Source organism: Pseudomonas sp. SW-3 (genome assembly GCF_016615645.1).
Classification (GTDB): Bacteria; Pseudomonadota; Gammaproteobacteria; order Pseudomonadales; family Pseudomonadaceae; genus Aquipseudomonas; species Aquipseudomonas mandelii.
Genome location: NZ_CP067098.1, coordinates 1,736,424 through 1,757,423, shown reverse-complemented (window position 1 = coordinate 1,757,423; position 21,000 = coordinate 1,736,424). Strand labels below are relative to the sequence as shown.

10 protein-coding genes and 1 pseudogene are annotated in these 21,000 nt (G+C 58.2%); 7 read left to right on the top strand and 4 right to left on the bottom strand.

All coding sequences use genetic code 11. The features are described from left to right. Nucleotides 1-95: 95 nt before the first annotated feature. Both JIO00_RS07830 and recQ read right to left on the bottom strand, forming a co-directional pair. Entirely contained in the window at nucleotides 96-530 is a 435-nt protein-coding gene (locus JIO00_RS07830) for a MarR family transcriptional regulator (protein WP_010461972.1), read from the bottom strand. Nucleotides 531-650: 120 nt separating this feature from the next. Next, nucleotides 651-2,777 (bottom strand): DNA helicase RecQ, encoded by a 2,127-nt coding sequence (gene recQ / locus JIO00_RS07825; RefSeq protein ID WP_010461973.1) that lies wholly within the window; start codon nucleotides 2,775-2,777, stop codon nucleotides 651-653. Nucleotides 2,778-3,187: 410 nt separating this feature from the next. On the opposite strand from recQ, the gene JIO00_RS07820 reads away from it, so the two are divergent. From JIO00_RS07820 to JIO00_RS07795, 7 genes and pseudogenes are all read left to right on the top strand, one after another. Further along, nucleotides 3,188-3,775, top strand: coding sequence for a UPF0149 family protein (locus JIO00_RS07820; protein ID WP_010461974.1), 588 nt, complete (start codon nucleotides 3,188-3,190; stop codon nucleotides 3,773-3,775). 10 nt (nucleotides 3,776-3,785) lie between these two features. After that, nucleotides 3,786-4,181, top strand: coding sequence for a YbaN family protein (locus JIO00_RS07815; protein ID WP_200667926.1), 396 nt, complete (start codon nucleotides 3,786-3,788; stop codon nucleotides 4,179-4,181). A 215-nt stretch (nucleotides 4,182-4,396) separates the two neighbouring features. Then, nucleotides 4,397-5,104 carry a cysteine protease LapG gene (gene lapG, locus JIO00_RS07810; RefSeq protein ID WP_010461977.1) on the top strand — a complete coding sequence of 236 codons (708 nt, stop codon included), beginning with the start codon at nucleotides 4,397-4,399 and terminating at the stop codon, nucleotides 5,102-5,104. A 22-nt stretch (nucleotides 5,105-5,126) separates the two neighbouring features. Continuing rightward, on the top strand, nucleotides 5,127-7,067 hold the full coding sequence (gene lapD / locus JIO00_RS07805; protein WP_154503607.1) for a cyclic di-GMP receptor LapD: 1,941 nt from the start codon (nucleotides 5,127-5,129) through the stop codon (nucleotides 7,065-7,067). 140 nt (nucleotides 7,068-7,207) lie between these two features. Continuing rightward, nucleotides 7,208-10,279, top strand: coding sequence for an RCC1 domain-containing protein (locus JIO00_RS07800; protein WP_234452940.1), 3,072 nt, complete (start codon nucleotides 7,208-7,210; stop codon nucleotides 10,277-10,279). Nucleotides 10,280-10,487: 208 nt separating this feature from the next. Further along, nucleotides 10,488-10,574 (top strand): annotated as a pseudogene (locus tag JIO00_RS30110) (DUF6124 family protein); the annotation flags it as partial. A 252-nt stretch (nucleotides 10,575-10,826) separates the two neighbouring features. After that, on the top strand, nucleotides 10,827-16,076 hold the full coding sequence (locus JIO00_RS07795; protein ID WP_200667924.1) for an Ig-like domain-containing protein: 5,250 nt from the start codon (nucleotides 10,827-10,829) through the stop codon (nucleotides 16,074-16,076). A 495-nt stretch (nucleotides 16,077-16,571) separates the two neighbouring features. On the opposite strand, the gene JIO00_RS07790 is transcribed toward JIO00_RS07795, so the two are convergent. Beyond that, nucleotides 16,572-18,869, bottom strand: a complete 2,298-nt coding sequence (locus JIO00_RS07790) for an autotransporter outer membrane beta-barrel domain-containing protein (protein WP_200667922.1) — start codon at nucleotides 18,867-18,869, stop codon at nucleotides 16,572-16,574. Between the two features lie 188 nt (nucleotides 18,870-19,057). Beyond that, the gene (locus JIO00_RS07785) at nucleotides 19,058-20,983 is read right to left on the bottom strand and encodes a hypothetical protein (protein WP_200667920.1); all 1,926 of its coding nucleotides are present in this window, start codon (nucleotides 20,981-20,983) and stop codon (nucleotides 19,058-19,060) included. Between the last annotated feature and the right edge of the window lie 17 nt (nucleotides 20,984-21,000).

Here is a 21,000-nt window from a genome sequence, read left to right as displayed (position 1 = left end):
CGCGTTCGCACATCCGGTACGAACACGATATTGCCTAGTAGTTCTTTATAGTCTGCCCAACGGGGTATCTCAAAAAGCTGGCGCGTGGTTATGCCTCAAGATTTTTCCAGGTTGGCCAGAATGTGCCCGTGGACCCGCATGCACACCTTCAAATCCGCCTCATCGACGCCGTCGAACAGTTCGCGGCGCAGTTGAGTGGCAATGGTTTCAATTTGTTCGATCAGAGGACGGGCCGGAGCACAGAGGACTATTTTTTTCGCCCGGCGGTCTTCCAGCACGGATTGGCGCTGGACCAGACCCTGGGTTTCCAGGCTGTCGAGCAACCGGGCCAGGGTCGGCCCTTCGACGCCGACGCTTTGCGCCAGTTCACGCTGGGTCGGTGCTTCTTCGAAGCGCGCCAGGTGCAGCAGCACCAGCCAGCGCGCCTGGGACAGACCCAGGCCAGCCAGACGGCGATCCAGTTCGGCACGCCAGCCGCGCGACATCTGGGCCAGTTGCATGCCAAAACGGTGTTGATCGGTTAACGGCATAAAAAACTCATGATTAGACTGAAAATAGAGAAAAACTAATTATTAGTCAGCTAAGCATGACCGTTGGCTTGAGGCAAGGTCTGGTCTGTAGTGAATCGTTACATCACTGTAACAGGTCATTTAAACCTCGAATTCGGATTGCAGCGCCGCCCGAACGCAGTACAAGACACCTTCCGGCACTCGCCCGGCGAACAGCGCGGCAATCTCCGACACTGGCGGCAACTCGCCCTCGCCATCGAGGAAGGCATCCTGAACTTCGCCCATCAATTCTTCGGGCAGGTCCAGCGCTTGTTCCAGCGACAACTGCTGCTTGCCGATGGCCTCGGCAAGCATGGTGTAGACATTCTTTTCCGAGCATTGCAGTTGGCCGGCGATCTGCAGCGGCGTCATGCCTGCGCGAGCGAGGGTGATCAACTCATGGCGCACGTCGGCAACGACTTTCGGTGCCTCGACCTGACCGCCCAGCACTTCGAGGAAGGCTTCGCCGTAACGTTCGAGCTTGCGTGCGCCGACGCCACTGACCGTGGCCATTTCCGCCAGAGAGGTTGGCTGGCTTCGGAGCATTTCCAACAGTGTCGAGTCGGGGAAGATGACATAAGGCGGCACGCCATGTTCCTCGGCGAGCTTGCGACGCAAGGCACGCAAGGCTTCCCACTGTTCGCGTTCTTCGCCACGAACCAGCTGGCTCGCCTGGCTCTTGCTGCTTTTGGCGGTGGTCTGCGGCTTGAGGTCGCGGCGCAGTTCCAGGGTCACTTCGCCCTTGAGCAGCGGCCGGCACGTGTCGCTCAGGCGCAGGCCGCCGTAGCCTTCGAGGTCAATGTCTGCCAGGCCACGGGCCACCAGCTGGCGGAACAGGGAGCGCCATTCGCTCTCGCCCATGGCCTTGCCAACGCCATACACCGACAGGTGTTGATGGCCGAAGCTGCGGATCTTTTCGTTGTCCTTGCCCAGCAGCACGTCCACCAGATGCCCGACGCCATAACGCTGGCCGGTGCGGTAAATTGCCGAGAGCGCCTGACGGGCCGGCTCGGTGGCGTCCCAAGTCTGCACGCCATCGACGCAGTTGTCGCAATGGCCGCACGGCTCGGGCATGTCTTCGTCGAAGTAGGCCAGCAAGGTTTGCCGACGGCAGCGGGTTTCTTCGCAGAGCGAGAGCATGGCGTCGAGCTTGTGTTGCTCCAGACGCTTGTGGCGCTCATCGCCTTCGGAGTTTTGCAGCATCTGCTTGAGCATCACCACATCTTGCAGGCCGTAAGCCATCCAGGCATCCGCCGGCAGACCATCACGGCCGCCGCGACCGGTTTCCTGGTAGTACGCCTCAAGGGATTTCGGCAAATCGAGGTGGGCGACAAAGCGCACGTTGGGCTTGTCGATGCCCATGCCGAACGCCACGGTGGCGACCATGATCAGCCCTTCTTCGTTGAGGAAACGCTTCTGGTGATGGGCCCGGGTGTCGTTGGGCAAACCGGCGTGGTACGGCAGCGCCGGAAAACCTTGCTCGCTGAGGAACACTGCGACTTCGTCGACTTTCTTGCGCGACAGGCAATAGACAATACCGGCATCGCTGCGGCGCTCGGCAAGGAACGCCAGCAACTGCTTGCGCGGCTGCTCCTTGGGTACGATGCGGTAGAAAATGTTCGGACGGTCGAAGCTCGAGAGAAAGCGCTCGGCGTTCTGCAGATGCAAACGGTCGACGATTTCTTCGCGGGTGCGCTTGTCGGCCGTGGCCGTCAGGGCAATACGCGGGACGTTGGGGAACAGCTCCGCCAACTGGCCCAGTTGCAGGTATTCGCGACGGAAGTCATGACCCCATTGGGACACGCAGTGTGCTTCGTCGATGGCGAACAGGGCGATTTCAAGGCTTTGCAGGAAAGCCAGCATGCGTGGCTGGACCAGACGCTCGGGCGCCAGGTACAGCATCTTCACTTCGCCGCGCTTGATCCGCGCGGCGAGATCACGCTGCTGCTCGGCGCTCAGGGTGGAGTTCAATGCAGCGGCGGCGACGCCGAGCTCTTCGAGGGTCGCGACCTGATCGTCCATCAGTGCGATCAACGGCGATACCACCACGGCCAGGCCTTCGCGCAGCAGCGCCGGCACCTGGAAGCACAAGGATTTGCCGCCACCGGTAGGCATCAGCACCAAGGCGTCACCGCCACTGGCCACGCGCTCAATGATTGCACCCTGGCGGCCACGGAAACTGTCGTAGCCGAAGATGTCCTTGAGGACGCGTTGAGCCTGTTCGAGCATAAAAACTCCAAAAATCACCGAAACATCCCTGCAAGGCTGGTTCAGAACCACGCAGGCTGCACTGACAAATCGTAAGTGCGCATTGCATGACGCTTCACATTTCAGCCGCGACGCCAGCAGGGCATCACAAAACGCGCGAGTATACCCGAGGCCTCCCTTGCAAAGGGCACCGCTGAGAAGACACATAAGGACAAACACCGCACAACCTGTGGGAGCGAGCCTGCTCGCGATGGCGGCATGTCAGGCGATAAATGTATTGGATGTACCGACCTCATCGCGAGCAGGCTCGCTCCCACAGGGATTGCGGTGTTTGTGAGGTCCCAGCGTTGCAAATATCCCGCGCGGCTGGCCTGAGCGCTCAAGAAGGCCTAGAATTCCCGCATCTGTTAATTCCCCAAGGTAGCCCTTTAATGTCCTTCGCTGAGCAACTAACCCGTTTGCAAGTCTTCCTCGACGCCGACGAACTGCACGACGAGGCGCTGGACTACGTGGCCGCCCACGGCTACCTCACTGCGCTGTCGATCTGTTCCGAAGAGGTTCCGGATCGTGAATGGATCGACGCCCTCTTCGCCGAAGAGCCGCATTACGCTGACGACACCGAGCGTGAAGCGATCGAATCCACCCTGCTGGCCCTCAAGGCTCACATCGCGCGCCAACTGGCCTCCGATGAAGAGTTCGAGCTGCCTTGCGACCTGGACCTGGGCGAAGAGCCGGACGATTCCGACCTGCGCGGCTGGTGCATCGGTTTCATGGAAGGCGTGTTCCTGCGCGAAGCGGCCTGGTTCGAAACCGCCGAAGACGAAGTCAGCGAAATGCTGCTTCCGATCATGGTCGGTTCGGGTCTGTTCGACGAACAGCCTGAGTTCGAAGACATCGCCAAAGACGCCAATCTGATGGACGACATGATCGTGCAGATCCCGGAAGCCCTGACCGCGCTGTACCTGCTGTGCCAGGCGCCAGACGAAAAACCGGCGATCCTCAAGCCACGTCACCACTAAGGTTTTGCCTATGGACAACCCCATAGGCAACCGCTCCCTGATGTTGCGTTACGTGCTGCTAGCCATCGGCTGGCTGAGCGTAGCGCTGGGGGTGATCGGGATTTTCCTGCCGGTGTTGCCCACCACGCCCTTCCTGCTGCTGGCGGCCGCCTGTTTCGCCCGCAGTTCGCCACGTTTCTATCAATGGCTGGTGGGGCATCCACGGCTTGGCCCGTGGATTCGCGACTACCTTGACGGCAACGGCATCCCGCTCAAGGGCAAGGTCTACGCCATCGGCCTGATGTGGGTGAGCATCCTGTTCTCCTGCTACCTGGTGCCCCTGCCGTGGGCGCGAGGGGTCATGCTGACCAGCGCGGTGCTGGTGACGATCTACATCCTCAAACAGAAAACCCTGCAAAAGCCCTGAGCTTCTGTGGCGAGGGCGCTTGCTCCCGCTGGGTTGCGAAGCATCCCCCCCCCCAAATTCTCCTGACAGACCTCATTGATTGGTTTGGCGACTGCTTCGCAGCCGAACGGGAGCAAGCTCCCTCGCCACAGGGTCCATCTGCAGACCCGACGATTAGTCCTGTCTTTTAAAGAACACCGCCTAGACTTCAGTCATCTGCACCCGAGCAGCCAGACATGTCCCGTCGATGGCGTAGTCCAGGAAGGTCAACGCTCCGACTTCGGCTCGGCGGATGGCTGCTGCTGGCGAGTTTTCTGCTGACCGGGCTCGGCAGCGTGTGGGCCAACTGGAACTTTACGCAGATCCTGCAAATCGCCGAAAAGCGCTACGGTCCGCTCGGCCCCGCCCAAGGAAGAATCGAGGCCTGGAGTCAAATGCTCAAAAGCGAACTCAACCAACCCGAGCGCGAACAACTGGACGCGGTCAATCGCTTCTTCAATCAACAGCTGAATTTTCAGGACGACACGCGCATCTGGCGCCAGACCGATTACTGGGCCACGCCGGAAGAATCCTTGATCAAGGGCGCCGCCGACTGCGAAGACTACGCCCTGGCGAAATATTTCAGCCTGCGCCAACTCGGGATTCCCAGCGAGAAACTGCGCATTACTTACGTCAAGGCACTGTCCCAAAACCAGGCGCACATGGTGCTGACCTTCTACAGCAGCCCCACGGCCGAGCCGCTGGTGCTCGACAACCTGATCGGCGAGATCCGCCCCGCCTCCCAACGCAAAGACCTGTTGCCGGTGTACGCCTTCAATGCCGAAGGCCTGTACTTGCCGGGGGCCAATGGCGGCAAACGCAGCAGCGACTCGAAGAAGTTGTCGCGTTGGCAAGACGTGTTGAAAAAGATGCAAGCCGAAGGGTTCGCCGTGGGCGAAGGCTAGCCGCCATCGCAAGGAGCGTTTTATGTCACTGCGCAAACAGTTGTTTCTCGCCATTTGCCTGTTCTTGCTGGTGGCCTTCAGCGGCAGTTTTTTTGTCAGCCTGGAAAGCTCCCGTGAACAGATGCTCGGCCAGTTGCGCTCCCACGCCCAGGACGCTGCCACCGCCTTGGGTTTATCGTTGACCGCGCAGATCGACGACCCGGCGATGACCGAATTGATGGTCAGCTCGATTTTCGACAGCGGCTATTTCCGCAGCATCCGCGTCGTCAATATCGTCGATGGACAAGTGCTGGTGGAGCGCAGCGCACCGGCGCAGATCGAAGGCGTGCCCGGCTGGTTTGTGAGCCTGGTCAACCTGCGCCCGGAAGGTGGCGATGCCCTGGTCATGCGTGGCTGGGAACAGGTGGCGCGGGTCGAAGTGCTGAGCAATCCGCAGTTCGCCCTGGCCAAACTCTGGGACAGCACCCTCGGCAGCCTGATCTGGCTGTTGGTCTGCGGATTGCTCAGCGCCGTATTCGGTGGATGGTTGTTACGCCGGCAATTGCGCCCGCTCGACAAAATGGTCAGGCAGGCCGAAGCCATCAGCAAACGCGAGTTCCTCAGCCTGCCCAAATTGCCACGCACACCTGAACTGAGGCGTGTGGTGCTGGCCATGAATCAGATGGTCGAAAAGCTCAAGGCGCTGTTTTCCGAAGAAGCCACGCGCAGCGAAAAACTGCGCGCCGAGTCTTATCAGGACAGCCTCACCGGCCTGGCCAATCGACGCTTGCTGGATGAACAACTGGCCGACCATTTATTGGTTTCCGAGCAAAGCAGTGACGGCCATTTACTGATGCTGCGGATCAACGACCTGATCGGTCTCAACCAGCGCCTGGGCGGACTGCGCACCGACGGGCTGATCAGCGCCGTCGGCGAATTGCTCAAACGTCTGACGCAGCTGCCTGAACGCCGTACCTGGCTGGCGGCGCGCAATCGTGGTGGTGAGTTCAGCCTGCTGACCCCGGGCCTGGACAGTACCGAAGCCGCCCGACTCGCCTCGGAAATCAGCGCCACCCTGGAAAATCTGCGCCTGACCGGTGCCAGCGATTGCATGCCCGTGGCGCATTTGGGCGTGGTCGCTTATCAGCCCGGCGAACCGGCCAGCGACGTCCTGCTGCGCCTCGATCAAGCGCTGGCCCAGGCCCAGCAACATCCCGAACGGCCGTGGGTGCATCTGGCCCGCTCCGATACCGCGACGAACCACACCCAACACGACTGGCGCACCTGGATCGACGACGCCCTCACCGAGGGCAAAATGCAGCTGTATTTCCAACCCGTGGTGCAATGCGCCGACACCAGCCAGGTGCTGCACCACAAAGTCCTCGCGCGCCTGCTCGACCCGCAAGGCGAGGCCATCGCCGCCGGGCATTTCCTGCCTTGGATCGAGCGTCTCGGCTGGACCGCGCGGTTCGACCTGGCGATGCTCGAAGCCACCCTCGACTACCTCATCGTCAACCGCTGGCCCTTGGCGTTGAGCCTCTCCGGCAGCACCTTGCGCGACCCGGCGCAACTGCGACAAATCATCGACATGCTCGAGTCACTGCCCGATCTGGCACCTCTGCTGACCCTGGAAATCGACGAACGCCAACTGCCGCCCCCCGATGAACTGCAACGCCTGAGCCACAGCCTGCTCGACACCGGTTATCGCATCGGCTTGCAGCACTTTGGCGGCAGCTTCAGCCAGATCGGCAACCTGACGCAGCTTGGATTGGCGTACTTGAAAATCGATGGGGCGTACATCCGCCACATCGATGAGCAGAGTGACAAGCGGCTGTTTATTGATGCGATCTACCGGGCGACCAACAGCATTGATTTGCCGTTGATTGCGGAGATGGTCGAGACCAAAGGCGAGCTGGAGGTGATTCGGGCGTTGGGGTTGTTCGGGGTCATGGGACGGTTGATCGGGCCGCCGGAGCCGATGTAGGCCGGTGAACACCAATCCTGCTAATGCATTACCGCTTATCGGAAACAGGGACTTACCTGTTATTTCTGACAGTAGCCAACCGCACGGTCTAACACCTTAAATAACTCCGTCGCCCAGCCCCCCTCGACAGGAGTCTCCCCATGCTCGTGCAACCCGTCCGCCACCCCGTTTCCATGCTGCTGCGTGAACCAGAAATCCCCGGTGCCCGTCTACTGGACTCTTCCACTGACGTCTGGGCAATCAACCGCGCCGCGGCCCTGGACAACTTCCCCATCAACGGGCTCAAAGTCTACGTCCCGGCTTGGTCAAGCATGGGCAAAGGCGACAAGGTCGAGCTGCAGTTCGACGACCAGGTGGTCAATCAGCACATCATCACCGACGACGCCGAAGTCGGTCAGCGAGTGACCTTGTGGGTCGAGCCCAGGCATTGGCTGACCGGGACGCACACGCTGGCGTACCGGGTGACCCGTTTCAATCAGGGCGCCGAGACGTTTACGCCGGCACTCAAGCTCTACGCCAAGCTGGAGATCCCTGCGGGCCAGGACCTTAACCCGGAAGAAGGCAGCCACTCGAACCTGTACCTGTTCATCGATCCGGCCATCGTCGAGGACATCGTCGACAAGGAGATTGCCGCGGCCGGGGTGGACATCATCATTCGGGCCGAGTCCGGGACCGGCGAGCCTTATCCGGATGCGGCGGTGGGCGATGTCATGGTGCTGAGCTGGGGCGGTGTGCTCGTGGAATCCGCGCCGCTGACTGCCGAGCAGATCAGCGACCCGGCCACTCACCCGATCGTGATCCACGTCGACGAAGCCACCATCCTGGCCGCGGGCGACACCGACATCTCCGGGCTGGCGGTCACCTTCCGCGTGCGCGATGTGGTGCACAATTTTTCGGAAGACTGGTGCAAGGCCACGCGGCTGGTGGTCATGACCGGCGTCGATCTGCTTGATGCGCCGATCGTCAAGGAGGCGACGAACAACATCCTTGACCTTGATGCGCTGGAGGACAAAAACATCACGGCTCAGGTCTGGGCCAAAGGGCCGGCGTTCAAGCTGGAGGACCGCATCATCCTGAAGATGCGCGGCACCACCGTGGACAACGAGGCCGTGGAAGTCAACACGCCGGCCCAGACGGTCAACAACCTGCCGCATACCTATGAATTCAAACTGTCCAATGCCGACGTGCGTCAACTGGCCAAAACCCAGGTGACTTTTTCCTACCAGGTGGAGCGCCCCGGCGTGGCCGAGCCCTTGCCGTCCAAGGGGCAATTCGTCACCTTCATCGGCGAACCGAAACACCTGGCCGCGCCCAAGGCCGAAGATGAACAAAACGGCGCGATTGATCCGGACCTGCCTCACCCTCGCGTGCGGATTCCGTTCGATCCGATCATGCAGCAGGGCATGGCCATCGACCTCATCTGGGCCGGCACCCGCCCGGATACCGGCAGCTACACCCCTGAGCTGGATTGGTATTTTCCAACCTGGGAAGAGATCGAAGCCCAGCAAGATTTCTTCATCGCGGTGGACGGCAGGCACCTGAAAACCCTGGAAGGCGGCACGCTGGAGCTGTCGTACTACCTGCTCCGCGAAGGCCCGAACGGTGAAGTCATCCGCCGCGAATCGCTGCATGCGGCGCTGCTGCAGGTGGGCGAGCCGCAACTCGAACTGGTCAAACCCATCGTCCTCGGTGAACAGGACGGAGCGCTGGAGCCCGGGGACCTGCCCGGCGGCATCGGCAAACTGACCGCGCCAAGGCCGACCGTCAAACCGACCCAATCCGGTGACATCGTGACCTACACCTGGACGGGTGAAGTCACGGGTACCACGGAAGACTCCGTCACCCTCAACGGGCTGTCCAAAGACAAGGATGTGAATTTCACCCTCAACGCCACGTTTGTCGCCGAACACATCGAGCCGAACCGCGGCAAGAAGGTGACGGTGAGTTACCGGATCTGGCGGGCGGCGACGAACGAGACGAGTTATTCGAATGTGCTGGAATTTGGGGTTGGCCAAGCGATTGGCTCAGGCAACCTGAAAGTCATGGGGGCGCGCTTCAATTGCCATACGTTTGGGCATACCGGCGCTTCTCGTGTATTGAGCGCGTTCGATGCCACTACCGAGCAACCCATAGAGGCGCAGTGGAAATATGCCACAGACACTGAGTGGACAACTGCCACCACCTGGACTGATACAACGCCACAGGAACCTTTACAGGTTCGTTCCTCCGACAAACAGATCACCCTCAATCCGGTAAATATTATCGGCAACGGACACTCCTTCGTCGCGCATCGTGACGGGGGTGACGTGATCGCTTGGGGCAATGCTGATTCGGGTGGGAAGATTCCCCCGGCCATTATGCCCCTGAAAGACATCGTTGAAGTCAGTAGCACTAACAGCGCTTACGCTGCCCGCCGAACCCATGGAGCGGTGGTGGTGTGGGGGGCCGCGAATAATGGTGGGAACATGGGCAGTGTTGTGCCTTCGGACTTTGTTCGGGTTGTTGGTAACATGGCGGCGTTTGCCGGTTTAAAGAATGCGAATCAGGTGGTTGCCTGGGGTCATGACAACGCGGGCAGCACTGTGCCTACTGCAATCGCGGCACTCAGGGACATTGTGCGGATCGTTGTCAGTGGCAACGCATTTGCCGCGCAACGGGCCACCGGGCAGGTGGTGACTTGGGGAAATCCCAATCAGGGTGGAAACCTGCCGACGGACATTGCCCTGCTCACCGATATCAACATGATCCTCGGTGCCCAGCAGGCCTTTGCGGCCCTTCGCGCCAACGGCCGTCTCGTCGCTTGGGGCAATGTTGAGGTTGGTGGAGACCTGCCAGAACCGATTGCTGCATTGAACGACATCATCGAGCTGCGTTGTAATACTTGGGCGTTTATAGCGAAGCGCGCTACAGGCCAATGGGTGGCTTGGGGCTTACAATCAAGTGGTGGCACTATCAGCCCAGAGTTCGCGGAATTGAAGGATATTGTCGACGTGTGCTCCACAGCATTTGCATTCGCTGCTCGTCGTGCCAACGGCCATGTAGTGGCGTGGGGACACCCGCAAAGCGGCGGCAAGGTGCCTGCCGACATCGCGCTGCTGAACGACATTGTGCAGGTGGCCGGCACGGGGGAAGCGTTCGCAGCCTTGCGTAAGAATGGTACCGTCGTAGCTTGGGGCAAGCCGGGTATGGGGGGGGGATACGTCAGCGGTTGAGGACCAACTGATCAATGTACAAGCCCTATACGCCAGCTACGAGGCGTTCGCCGCCCTGACCTCCGATGGTCGCGTTGTAACCTGGGGTAACCCGGTAAAAGGAGGCAACAGCAGTACGGTGCAAGACCAGTTGGTCGGTCAGGTTTCCTATCAGGTAAGTGCAGTTTCGCGTGGGGTGAGTGTTTAAGGGACGGATCGATTGACTACGCATCGCAACACTGAACTGGGGATTGAGCCAGTGGTGATGCTGGGCGAGCTGGCAGTGAATCGGATGCTGGATAACCTTGATCCGAAGTCATCACTGGTCAGTCATACCGTGTCATCGTTCTTCGCGAGCAGGCCCGCTCCCACATTGGGTCTGGGTCGATCACGGAGGTGCATGGAACAAGAAACGGCCTACCCAGGCCGTTTTTTTTCGCCTACCGTTTGTCTAAAACCCCCGCCCACCTGTTAGTTCTGACAGTAGTCAGCGCGCCTTTCATCGTGCCCAATCTACCCGTCAATATCCCCTCCCCCACAGTGGCGTACCTTCGCCAAGGAGTTTTTGATGGCCGCTTCTGGTTTATTCCTGTTTCGCCCTTCAAGGTTGGTCGTCGCCCCGCTGCAGCACCGGCCATTGATGATTGCCGGCGCGGTCGAGCCGATTGTCGACGGTGACGCGGGTATCAACATCAGTGTGGTGGAGAGCCATCCGGAGGGGGTGTTGTGCGCTATCAATAAATACAGCCCTCCAGTGCTGGCGGGCGATCAGATTGATGTGTATTGGGACGGTGACAAGATCTTCCACAAGGAACTCCAGCCAGAAGAAGTCGACGGTGATTTCCTGTTCTTTTTCCTGCCCGTCGCCCCCATGGTTCCCGGTTGGGTGGAAACGGTTTACTACGTGCTCACGCGCAAGGACGAAACAGTGCCGGACGACCCGTCAGCTGGGTTGCGGGTGCTGGTGAAGCTCGACAGGCCGGGGGGGCGCGACAAGGAACCTCATCTGCCAGGCCATTCCGAACTGCATAAACCGCAACTCCCCCAAGACGTCATTGACAATGGTATCGATGCGGAGTGGGCCGCCAGCGGTGTCCCTGTCACGATCCCCTTCTACCTTGGAATTTTCCCTTACGACGTGGTGAATCTGCACTGGGGCAGCGTTCGAATCCCTCATACCGTCACCCCCGATCAGGCCAATCGCGAAACCCCCATCATCATCACGGTGGATCAGGACGCCATTCTCGCCGGCGGTGACAGCGCGGCGTTGCCGGTTCGCTACTTTCCGCACGACCCGGTGTGGAACTGGGCCGAGAAGCACTCCATAAGCACGACGGTTCTGGTCGATGCCGGTGCCTGGCGCCTGGAATCACCGATCATCAATGAAGCCGTGAACGGGATCATCACCCTCAAGGATCTGAACAACGAAGACGTCACAGTTCTGGTCAAGATTGCTGGCGACGATTTTGCGATCGGCGATACGGTGAAGCTGACCTGGATCGGCACGCCTGCTGTCGGCAAACCGTTGATCCATACGCAATCGCGAACCGTGGACAACATCCCGCACCACCTCGAATTCAAGGTGCCCTACGCCGAGGTCCGCGCAATCGCCATGGGGTCGGCCGACGCCTCGTATGTGTTGACCAAACTGGATAACTCGCCGCCCCTGTCGTCCAAGCGCGCATTCGCCGATGTCGTTGGGGATGTGGCAATCATCCCGGCGCCCATCGTTGAGCAAGCGGTGGGCGGCACGCTTGAACCCGACAACGAATATGCAACGGTGCGTGTCAGCTATCCCGGCATGGCCAGCGGCGATTCCCTCAACCTGATCTGGCTGGGTACCCAAGCCAACGGTCAGTCGTATTTGCACGAAGAGCCACACACTGTCAGCGCCGGAGAGGCCGCCGACAAGCTAGTGACCTTCCACATCGACAGTCAGCACATTGTCGTGCTGGACAAGGGTTCGCTGGACCTGTCCTACCGCATCACCAACGACGCCGTAGCGCTGTATGGCATCAGTGAATCGGAACGCTTGCTGCTCAAGGTCGAACAATTACGCACCACACTGCCGGTGCCCGTGGTGCTGGAAGCCGACCCACCGGATGTGCTCGACCCCTCGAAGGTTTTCCATAACGTGAATGTCAGGGTCAACTACCTCGGCACGCTCCCGGGCGACATTCTGACCTGTCACTGGAGCGGCAACGGTCCTTTTGGCAGCACAACCAACTGGGTGCCGATCACCACCGTGACCGCCGGAAAACCCGTGACGTTCAGAGTGGCGGAGGAGTTCGTCGCGGCCAATATCGGCAAGTACGTCAAGGTACGTTACACGGTGAAGCATGCGGCTACGGGGTTGTGGAGTTATTCGGTTACGTTGAATTTGCTGGTCGCAGCATGGATTGCACCGACACTGGACACAGTCACCGACTCCAAAGGCCCGGTCCCCCAGGGCGGCATCACCTTTGACCGATCAGTAACCGTCACTGGCACGGCCAGCCCCAATCAGAAAGTGCGCTTGCTCGATGGCACCACCGCGCTGGGTGAACCCACCGCCAATGGTTCGGGAACCTGGACTCAGGTGGTAAGTGCATTGACCGTCAAGGCTTACAGCCTCAAGGCACTGGCGCTGTATGGCGAGGGCGAAGCATCCACCCCGTTGCGCACGTTTACCGTGGCGGTGGCGGTCAAGCCAACCATTGACTCGGTCACCGATTCCAAAGGCCCGGTCGCCCAGGGCGGCATCACCTTTGACCGATCAGTAACCGTCACTGGCAAGGCCAGTCCCAATCAGAAAGTCCGCTTGCTCGATGGCACTACTTCACTGGGGGAACCTACCGCCAATGGCAGCGGCACCTGGACTCAGGTGGTAAGTGCATTGACCGTCAAGGCTTACAGCCTCAAGGCTTTGGCGCTGTATGGCGAGGGCGAAGAGTCTACGCCGTTGCGCACGTTTACCGTGGCGGTGGCGGTCAAGCCAACCATTGACTCGGTCACCGATTCCAAAGGCCCGGTCGCCCAGGGCGGCATCACCTTTGACCGATCAGTAACCGTCACTGGCAAGGCCAGCCCCAACCAGAAAGTCCGCTTGCTCGATGGCACCGCTTCTCTGGGGGAACCTACCGCCAATGGTTCGGGCGTCTGGACTCAGGTGGTAAGTGCATTGACCGTCAAGGCTTACAGCCTCAAGGCACTGGCGCTGTATGGCGAGGGCGAAGCATCCACCCCGTTGCGCACGTTTACCGTGGCGGTGGCGGTCAAACCAACCATTGACTCGGTCACCGATTCCAAAGGCCCGGTCCCCCAGGGCGGCATCACCTTTGACCGATCAGTAACCGTCACTGGCAAGGCCAGTCCCAATCAGAAAGTCCGCTTGCTCGATGGCACTACTTCACTGGGGGAACCTACCGCCAATGGCAGCGGCACCTGGACTCAGGTGGTAAGTGCATTGACCGTCAAGGCTTACAGCCTCAAGGCACTGGCGCTGTATGGCGAGGGCGAAGCATCCACCCCGTTGCGCACGTTTACCGTGGCGGTGGCGGTCAAGCCAACCATTGACTCGGTCACCGATTCCAAAGGCCCGGTCGCCCAGGGTGGCATCACCTTTGACCGATCAGTAACCGTCACTGGCAAGGCCAGCCCAAATCAGAAAGTCCGCTTGCTCGATGGCACCACCGCGTTGGGTGAACCCACCGCCAATGGCAGCGGCATCTGGACTCAGGTGGTAAGTGCATTGACCGTCAAGGCTTACAGCCTCAAGGCTTTGGCGCTGTATGGCGAAGGCGAAGAGTCCGCTCCACCGTTCACGTTTACCGTGACGGCGGCGGTCAAGCCAACCATTGACTCGGTCACCGATTCCAAAGGCCCGGTCGCCCAGGGTGGCATCACCTTCGACCGGTCGGTGACCGTCACTGGCAAGGCCAGTCCCAACCAGAAAGTCCGCTTGCTTGATGGCACCACGTCACTGGGGGAACCTACCGCCAATGGTTCGGGTGTCTGGACTCAGGTGGTAAATGCATTGACCGTCAAGGCTTACAGCCTCAAGGCGCTGGCGCTGTATGGCGAAGGCGAAGAGTCCGCTCCACCGTTCACGTTTACCGTGGCGGCGGCGCTCAAACCGGCCATTGACTCGGTCACCGATTCCAAAGGCCCGGTCGCCCAGGGCGGCATCACCTTTGACCGATCAGTAACCGTCACTGGCAAGGCCAGTCCCAATCAGAAAGTCCGCTTGCTTGATGGCACCACTTCACTGGGGGAGCCTACCACCAATGGTTCGGGCATCTGGACTCAGGTCGTGAATGCAATGACCGTCAAGGCTTACAGCCTCAAGGCTTTGGCGCTGTATGGCGAAGGCGAAGAGTCCGCTCCACCGTTCACGTTTACCGTGGCGGCGGCGCTCAAACCGGCCATTGACTCGGTCACCGATTCCAAAGGCCCGGTCCCCCAGGGCGGCATCACCTTCGACCGATCAGTAACCGTCACTGGCAAGGCCAGCCCCAATCAGAAAGTCCGCTTGCTCGATGGCACCACTTCTCTGGGGGAGCCTACCACCAATGGTTCGGGCATCTGGACTCAGGTCGTGAATGCATTGACCGTCAAGGCTTACAGCCTCAAGGCGCTGGCGCTGTATGGCGAAGGCGAAGAGTCCGCTCCACCGTTCACGTTTACCGTGACGGCGGCGCTCAAACCGGCCATTGACTCGGTCACCGATTCCAAAGGCCCGGTCGCCCAGGGTGGCATCACCTTCGACCGGTCGGTGACCGTCACTGGCAAGGCCAGTCCCAACCAGAAAGTCCGCTTGCTTGATGGCACCACGTCACTGGGGGAACCTACCGCCAATGGTTCGGGTGTCTGGACTCAGGTGGTAAGTGCATTGACCGTCAAGGCTTACAGCCTCAAGGCGCTGGCGCTGTATGGCGAAGGCGAAGAGTCCGCTCCACCGTTCACGTTTACCGTGGCGGTGGAGGTCAAACCGACCATTGATTCAGTCAAAGGCTCGCCAAGCGGGGTCGAAATTCCCAATGGCGGTACAACATTGGAGACCAGTGTGTCGCTGACCGGCACGGCCAGCAAAGGTCAGAAGGTCCAGGTACTCGACGGCACCATATCGAAGGGGGAGCCCACCGCCAGTACAACGACGGGAATCTGGTACTTGCTGGTGACAGGGTTGAGTGTGGCGTCTCACAGCTTCACCGCTAAAGCGTTGTATGGCAGTGGACAGTCCTCCACGCCAGCGCGTAGCCTCACAGTAGCAACACCATTAACAATTAATACTAGTCAGATGAACCTAAATGGGCTCTCAGTAAAAATCCCAAATTGGCCGAAAACTGGACAAGATTCTATTGGCAATACTGATGTTCGCCTGGCTCAAGGTGGAAAGACTCCCTATTATTATTATTCAAGTAATGAGGCCGTTGCCTCCGTGACACAAACGGGCAAAGTCACTGGCAACAGTATCGGCAATGCCACAATTTTCGTTCGAGACGCATCGCTTCAATTGGTAAGTTATCCAATATCAGTGAGAAACATATATCAACTGCGATCTAATGATTCATATTTAACGCACGCTCAGGCCGTTTCCTGGATGAGCTCCTTCGGCAATGCATTGCCGGCTGGCCAAGCCCTCAATGACATGCAACGAGTGTATGGCCAAAAATTACCTACCGCCCGAAATTATTGGCTTTGTGAAGTGGGTGGATGCCTTCCGGTTCAGGGTTATCAAACATACGCTTTCTACAATATAGATCATATGGATCAACGTTGCGCATCCGACGTCGACCAACGCTGGCGATTCGGGGCATGGTGTATTCAACCTTTATAGTCTTATAAACCTGACGAGTACAAAAGCGCACCTCATTAACTTCTTCCATCATGGGAGAGCGAATAAGGTTTTGAATGTGATAAGCGAAGGGGAAATATTTATTTCCACAATCGTGATTAAAGACTAGTTAAAGCGCCGAATCTATTTACGCGCCTTCACCTGCATGACTGATGTGAACTTAACCAGGATCAGGCGCGACTGGTCCTGATGAACGCTGTGTCGGGTCACCGCCGTTTCCGGAGTCACCACTCGACTCGAACCATCGGGCGGCGCTTCTCGGGGTGTGGCATGACAAGGTGCGCAGTTACGATGGAAGCTGGTGCGGGGCGGGCAGTCGATTACCCTGGCGCTACCGTTGTTGCTGAAGGTGAAGCGGATTGAGGATGGAGATTCGTGGTTGCCGAGACAGGTGATTGCCGGTCAGACGGGTCAATAAAAAACGCCGCTTACCCAATAGGAGAAGCGGCGTTTCAGTCTTGCAAGACTACTATTCCCTTACCAGTTAACCCTCACCCCAAAGTTAACCCCCCACGGCTTCTCAATGTGCTCGCCCTTTTCATAATCAAAATCAACGTGCGCCTGCATCCCCTCGGAGAAAGCCACTGCCAACCCCGCCCCGAAATCGGTACGGTAGCCCGACAGGTCGTTGTTAAACACATTGCTGTTCACTTGCACTTTGTTATTTTTGGCGAACTCGTAACCCGCCGCGGCACTGATATAAGGCTGTACCACCTTGCCGTTGCCGAAGTCGAAATTGCGCCCGAAGGTGCTGCCGACCTTGCCCAGCATCGAGCGGGCCCGATCACCGTTGGCGTCCATGCCGTTGTCCAGGTTGTAATGCTTGCCCTGGATCACGACAGACGAGAATCGGGTAAACGGTTCGATGAAGTAGCCATCGCCGAACTTGATGTGTCGGCCGAATTCGGCCCAGCCGCCGAGGCCGGAGTTGTCGTAGTCGCCTTTGGCACGGGAACCGTCGCTCAGGCCGACTTTTGACTCGTTGCGGAAGTGGTTGAACTTGAGCGCGGCATCGAAGTAGTAACCGGAATCGGCATCGAGCCAAGTTGCGTAAGGCCCGACGTAGTAGCTGTCGACGGTGCCGGAAGTGCCGTAATCAAGATTCAGCCTGGAATTGCTGTACCCCGCCATCACCCCCATAAACCATTGGCTCTCACCCAGTCTCGCATCAGCGCCCAGGGAAAAACCTTGCTGGGTTTGCTGATAAGCCACACCCGAGCCGTCAGCCACATTGTATTGGCTGCCGTAAGTACGCACCCAGGCACCCGACTTGCCGCCGTTGAATCGAAGCTCACCCATGCGACTGCGTAGGGATGCGTCTTCGCCGGTGGCCACAGTGATCGCTGTATTGAACAGGGCCAATACCGAACGCGCGCCCGGGCTGACGGTTTCGGTAGCAGGGTCCAGATACCAGTCGGTGGCCCCGCTTTCGTCCATCGTGCTTTTCAGCGAATAGGACCAGGTTCCCAGGTCCGCCCTGCCACTGATCAGCGAGAATTGCGCATCACCCGCCGCCGTATGCACGAGGTTCAATTGCCCGGGAGACACGGCATCCAGCCCAGAGGCCGCAACCAACAGACCGAACTGCCCAGTGGCCACACCGGTCACGTTCAGGAAATCGTGATGGCCGGTGGCAAAGTTGCCTTTCATCGCAAATACATTGGCGCCGGTGCCTGAGGCCGCAAGTGTTCCGACGTTCAACTGGTAGAACGTGTCCGGGGCATCGGGCGAACCGAAGCTGACTGTACCGCCATTCATGGCCAATGCGCCGACGGTGTCGTTGCGGGTCAGGGTCCAGTTGGAGCCGCTGTTGATGGTCACACCGTCGACCTTATCCAGGCTGCCGGTGAACCGTGAATTGTTTTGCAGGTTGACCGTGGCCGAGGAGGCGTCATCGACGAGCACGACATCACCGGTGAAATGGCCCTGATCGAAGGTGAGGTTCGCTACGCTGCTGCCATCTATATTCACGTTGCCTTGAAGCGCACTGTTGGCGACGGTCATGGCGGCGGTAGAGGCGCCTTGCACATCAAGCAGGATGTTGTTGCCGGCAAGCAGACTGGCACCGTTCGAGAGACGGATAGTGGCATTTGTGCCTCTCTCGACCAGAACCGCGGAGCCGTTGACACCCTGTACGACGGCATTATCCAGTGTAAGGGCACGAGCACCTACATTGGCGGAATCGTTGACCATCCGCACACCTGTCGCCTGCCCGGTGATATGCGTCCCGGCAGAGGCATCCACTTCACCGCCCAGAATGTTCACACCAATGCCGTCGCCTGCCGCGCCGGTGACTTGCGTATTGATCAACGACAATTTGCTCAGCCCCGTGACCTGGGCACCAGCTACTTCACCCTTGATCTGGCTATTGGAAACGGTCACGTCCGATCCGCCGGCCGCGACACTGGAACGGTTTACGGCCAGCCCGATGTCTTCGCTGGTCACATTGGCCCGATCGATAGTGCCTCGACTGCTGGTGACTACAACGCCTTCAGCGCCGCTACTGCCGACAATGCTCGCGCCGTTGATATTCAACGTTGAGCCAGATTGCACAGTGATCGATCGGGTACTGGCGCCATTGACGTTCAACACGCCATTGTTACGCACCAGATAGTCGATCGACGTTGTCGATGAGTCGATATCCAGTGTCGTTCCGTCGACGATGGTTGCCGCCTGTGCACCCGTGCCGGACAAAGAAAAGACCGGCATGAACACCAGTACGCCCAGCGCGCGTTTTCGAATAACCCTGACGGGGAGCTCGCCAAATACTTTCATAATTTATCCACCTCCAACTCATAATAAAAAGTGCGCAAATACATTTGCGTGAAAAAATAGAGCGCGGAAGGTAAAGGAACTCCCCCTAAAAAAATGTAGGAAATATCCGAAATCACATAGCGAATATTTCCATAACTTCCCTCACTAAAAAAAACCGGAAGGTTTTTACACCTTCCGGGCTTTTTCACTTAAATCGGACAAGGCGTTCCAGTCCCCCCTACCATATGCACTCTAACGAAGTGACTGGAAGTTACGTCCCGCCCATCGATCTCGACGACGTAACTGATTTCCCCCCATGCGCTCTGTGTTGCAAGAAGCTCCTGGTAGCGGACTTTTATAATAAAACCGTCGTCAACCTCCTGATCGCTCGGAGAATAGTTGAATTCGTACTTGGTACCCGGCTTCACTGTAGTCCCCGCAGAATCGCTATACCCTTGATAAGTACAGGCCAATGTTTTCCCCTTCAATTCCGGCTCTCCACCTGCGACCAGTGCTTCAGCACATTTGCCAAGCACTGCATCGGCTCGCAAAGATTGGCAATTGAGTAGAGTCAAATCTGGATCCATATGTTGAAACCTTACTTCGGGCGCAACACCCGGACGAATATAAACATCAACGTCCTGAGGCAACGAAAACTCCTCATTTTCGTTAAGGTCCGGATTGGTTAGTTTGTAACTTACCGGAAGCGGATTGCCATTTCCTCCTTCATCCACAACTTCCCACTCAACAGTCCATTCCAAATCATCCGTTTCCGTTCCATCCAGTTCAATGACGCCGCCCTGTGCTGCTGTCACCTCAACACCCTTCCAGATCAGTGTCGCAACGTCTCCGTCCTTGACGCCATCAAAAACCTGCGCAGTGACTGAAACCGTCTGATCTTTGTCGTCTTCTGTCAGTACATTCGGGCCATTACCTCCTTGTCCTTGAACAGTCACCAGATCAAGGTCCGGATTGGGATTCTCCTCCCCTTCACCGGGCCCCGGTCTGCGGAGGTCGACAACAATATTTTTTGTAAGTGGAGTTAATGGGTGACGAACCGTGCCGCGCTTTATCTGATAACTGGTTGTTATTGTTTTTTCGCCAAGGCTATCTTTAGCCAGCGCGCTATAAGGAACATTCACGTAGAAGGGAAAGCCGTTGATCCGCTGTGCGGGCAATAGAATGCCATCTACCGTCACTTCGATCTCATCACGATCCGCGATGTAATTATCGTACTCAGCCAATATCCCGATGCCCAAAGGCATCCGCGCATCGGCCAGATCCACCAGCTTAGGTAGCGTATCATCATCAAACAGCGGAATGCTGGGTGGCAATAATCCCTCTGGCGGATCCGTCAGCGATACGTTCGTTTTCTTGTACTCTGAGGGGAGACTCTTATTACCTTTCCGATCCATCAACGTATACCAGAGTTCTTTTTCACCCTCTTCGGTGCCAACCTGGGCAGCAGTCAAGTTGAAAGTCACAGGCACGGCGGTATCTGTAACAGTCACCTTCCCTATCGAAATAGCACCTGGCAAAGTTTTGCCAAAGAAGGCGTCGATTTCATCCCCGATTTTTTTTGTGGCGTATTGAGGGACGGTAACAAGAACAAAACCGTTGGCATCCAGGTAAGGTTTGGTAATGCCGTCTCGCTCAACTTCTGCAGGAAGGGTCACCTCACCGTTCGGCAAGGGAGCCTGCGTATCGATATTAATTACCTCGGGCGTAACTTCATCAGGATTGCCACCATGACTCAGTATATAACTTAACTCATGCGATCCCGATGCATTAGTTAGGCCTGCTGGCAACAGCAATTCAAACTCAGTGATGGCAGGATCAATTGGAGTCTCATAATCATATCGGGTACCAACACGACTGCCATTCCAGGTCAAGTTCAAAAACCCTGGTATAGCGTTTTCATCGCCCGCCTGAGCAAATCGGGGGATCAGCACTTTTAGCTGTGCGCCTTGAAGACTGGAATGCAACTGATTTGGCAAATCGTCCGCGGTATCGGGCAACAGGGGATTATCAGCGTGCAGGGAGGGGGGCGCTGCGTCCTCTGTAGGCATACTCTGCCGAACGACAAGATAACGCGCGCGATTCTGTGCGGGATCCAATGGTTTGAAACTGGTCATCTGTATCTTCCTTTCAA

Bases quoted from the DNA above. Each gene is read 5' to 3' on its own strand.
- JIO00_RS07815 (WP_200667926.1), top strand. From the start codon at position 3,786: ATGGACAACCCCATAGGCAACCGCTCCCTGATGTTGCGTTACGTGCTG.
- JIO00_RS07785 (WP_200667920.1), bottom strand. From the start codon at position 20,983: ATGACCAGTTTCAAACCATTGGATCCCGCACAGAATCGCGCGCGTTAT.
- JIO00_RS07795 (WP_200667924.1), top strand. From the start codon at position 10,827: ATGGCCGCTTCTGGTTTATTCCTGTTTCGCCCTTCAAGGTTGGTCGTC.
- lapD (WP_154503607.1), top strand. From the start codon at position 5,127: ATGTCACTGCGCAAACAGTTGTTTCTCGCCATTTGCCTGTTCTTGCTG.
- JIO00_RS07790 (WP_200667922.1), bottom strand. From the start codon at position 18,869: ATGAAAGTATTTGGCGAGCTCCCCGTCAGGGTTATTCGAAAACGCGCG.
- JIO00_RS07820 (WP_010461974.1), top strand. From the start codon at position 3,188: ATGTCCTTCGCTGAGCAACTAACCCGTTTGCAAGTCTTCCTCGACGCC.
- JIO00_RS07800 (WP_234452940.1), top strand. From the start codon at position 7,208: ATGCTCGTGCAACCCGTCCGCCACCCCGTTTCCATGCTGCTGCGTGAA.
- lapG (WP_010461977.1), top strand. From the start codon at position 4,397: ATGTCCCGTCGATGGCGTAGTCCAGGAAGGTCAACGCTCCGACTTCGG.
- recQ (WP_010461973.1), bottom strand. From the start codon at position 2,777: ATGCTCGAACAGGCTCAACGCGTCCTCAAGGACATCTTCGGCTACGAC.
- JIO00_RS07830 (WP_010461972.1), bottom strand. From the start codon at position 530: ATGCCGTTAACCGATCAACACCGTTTTGGCATGCAACTGGCCCAGATG.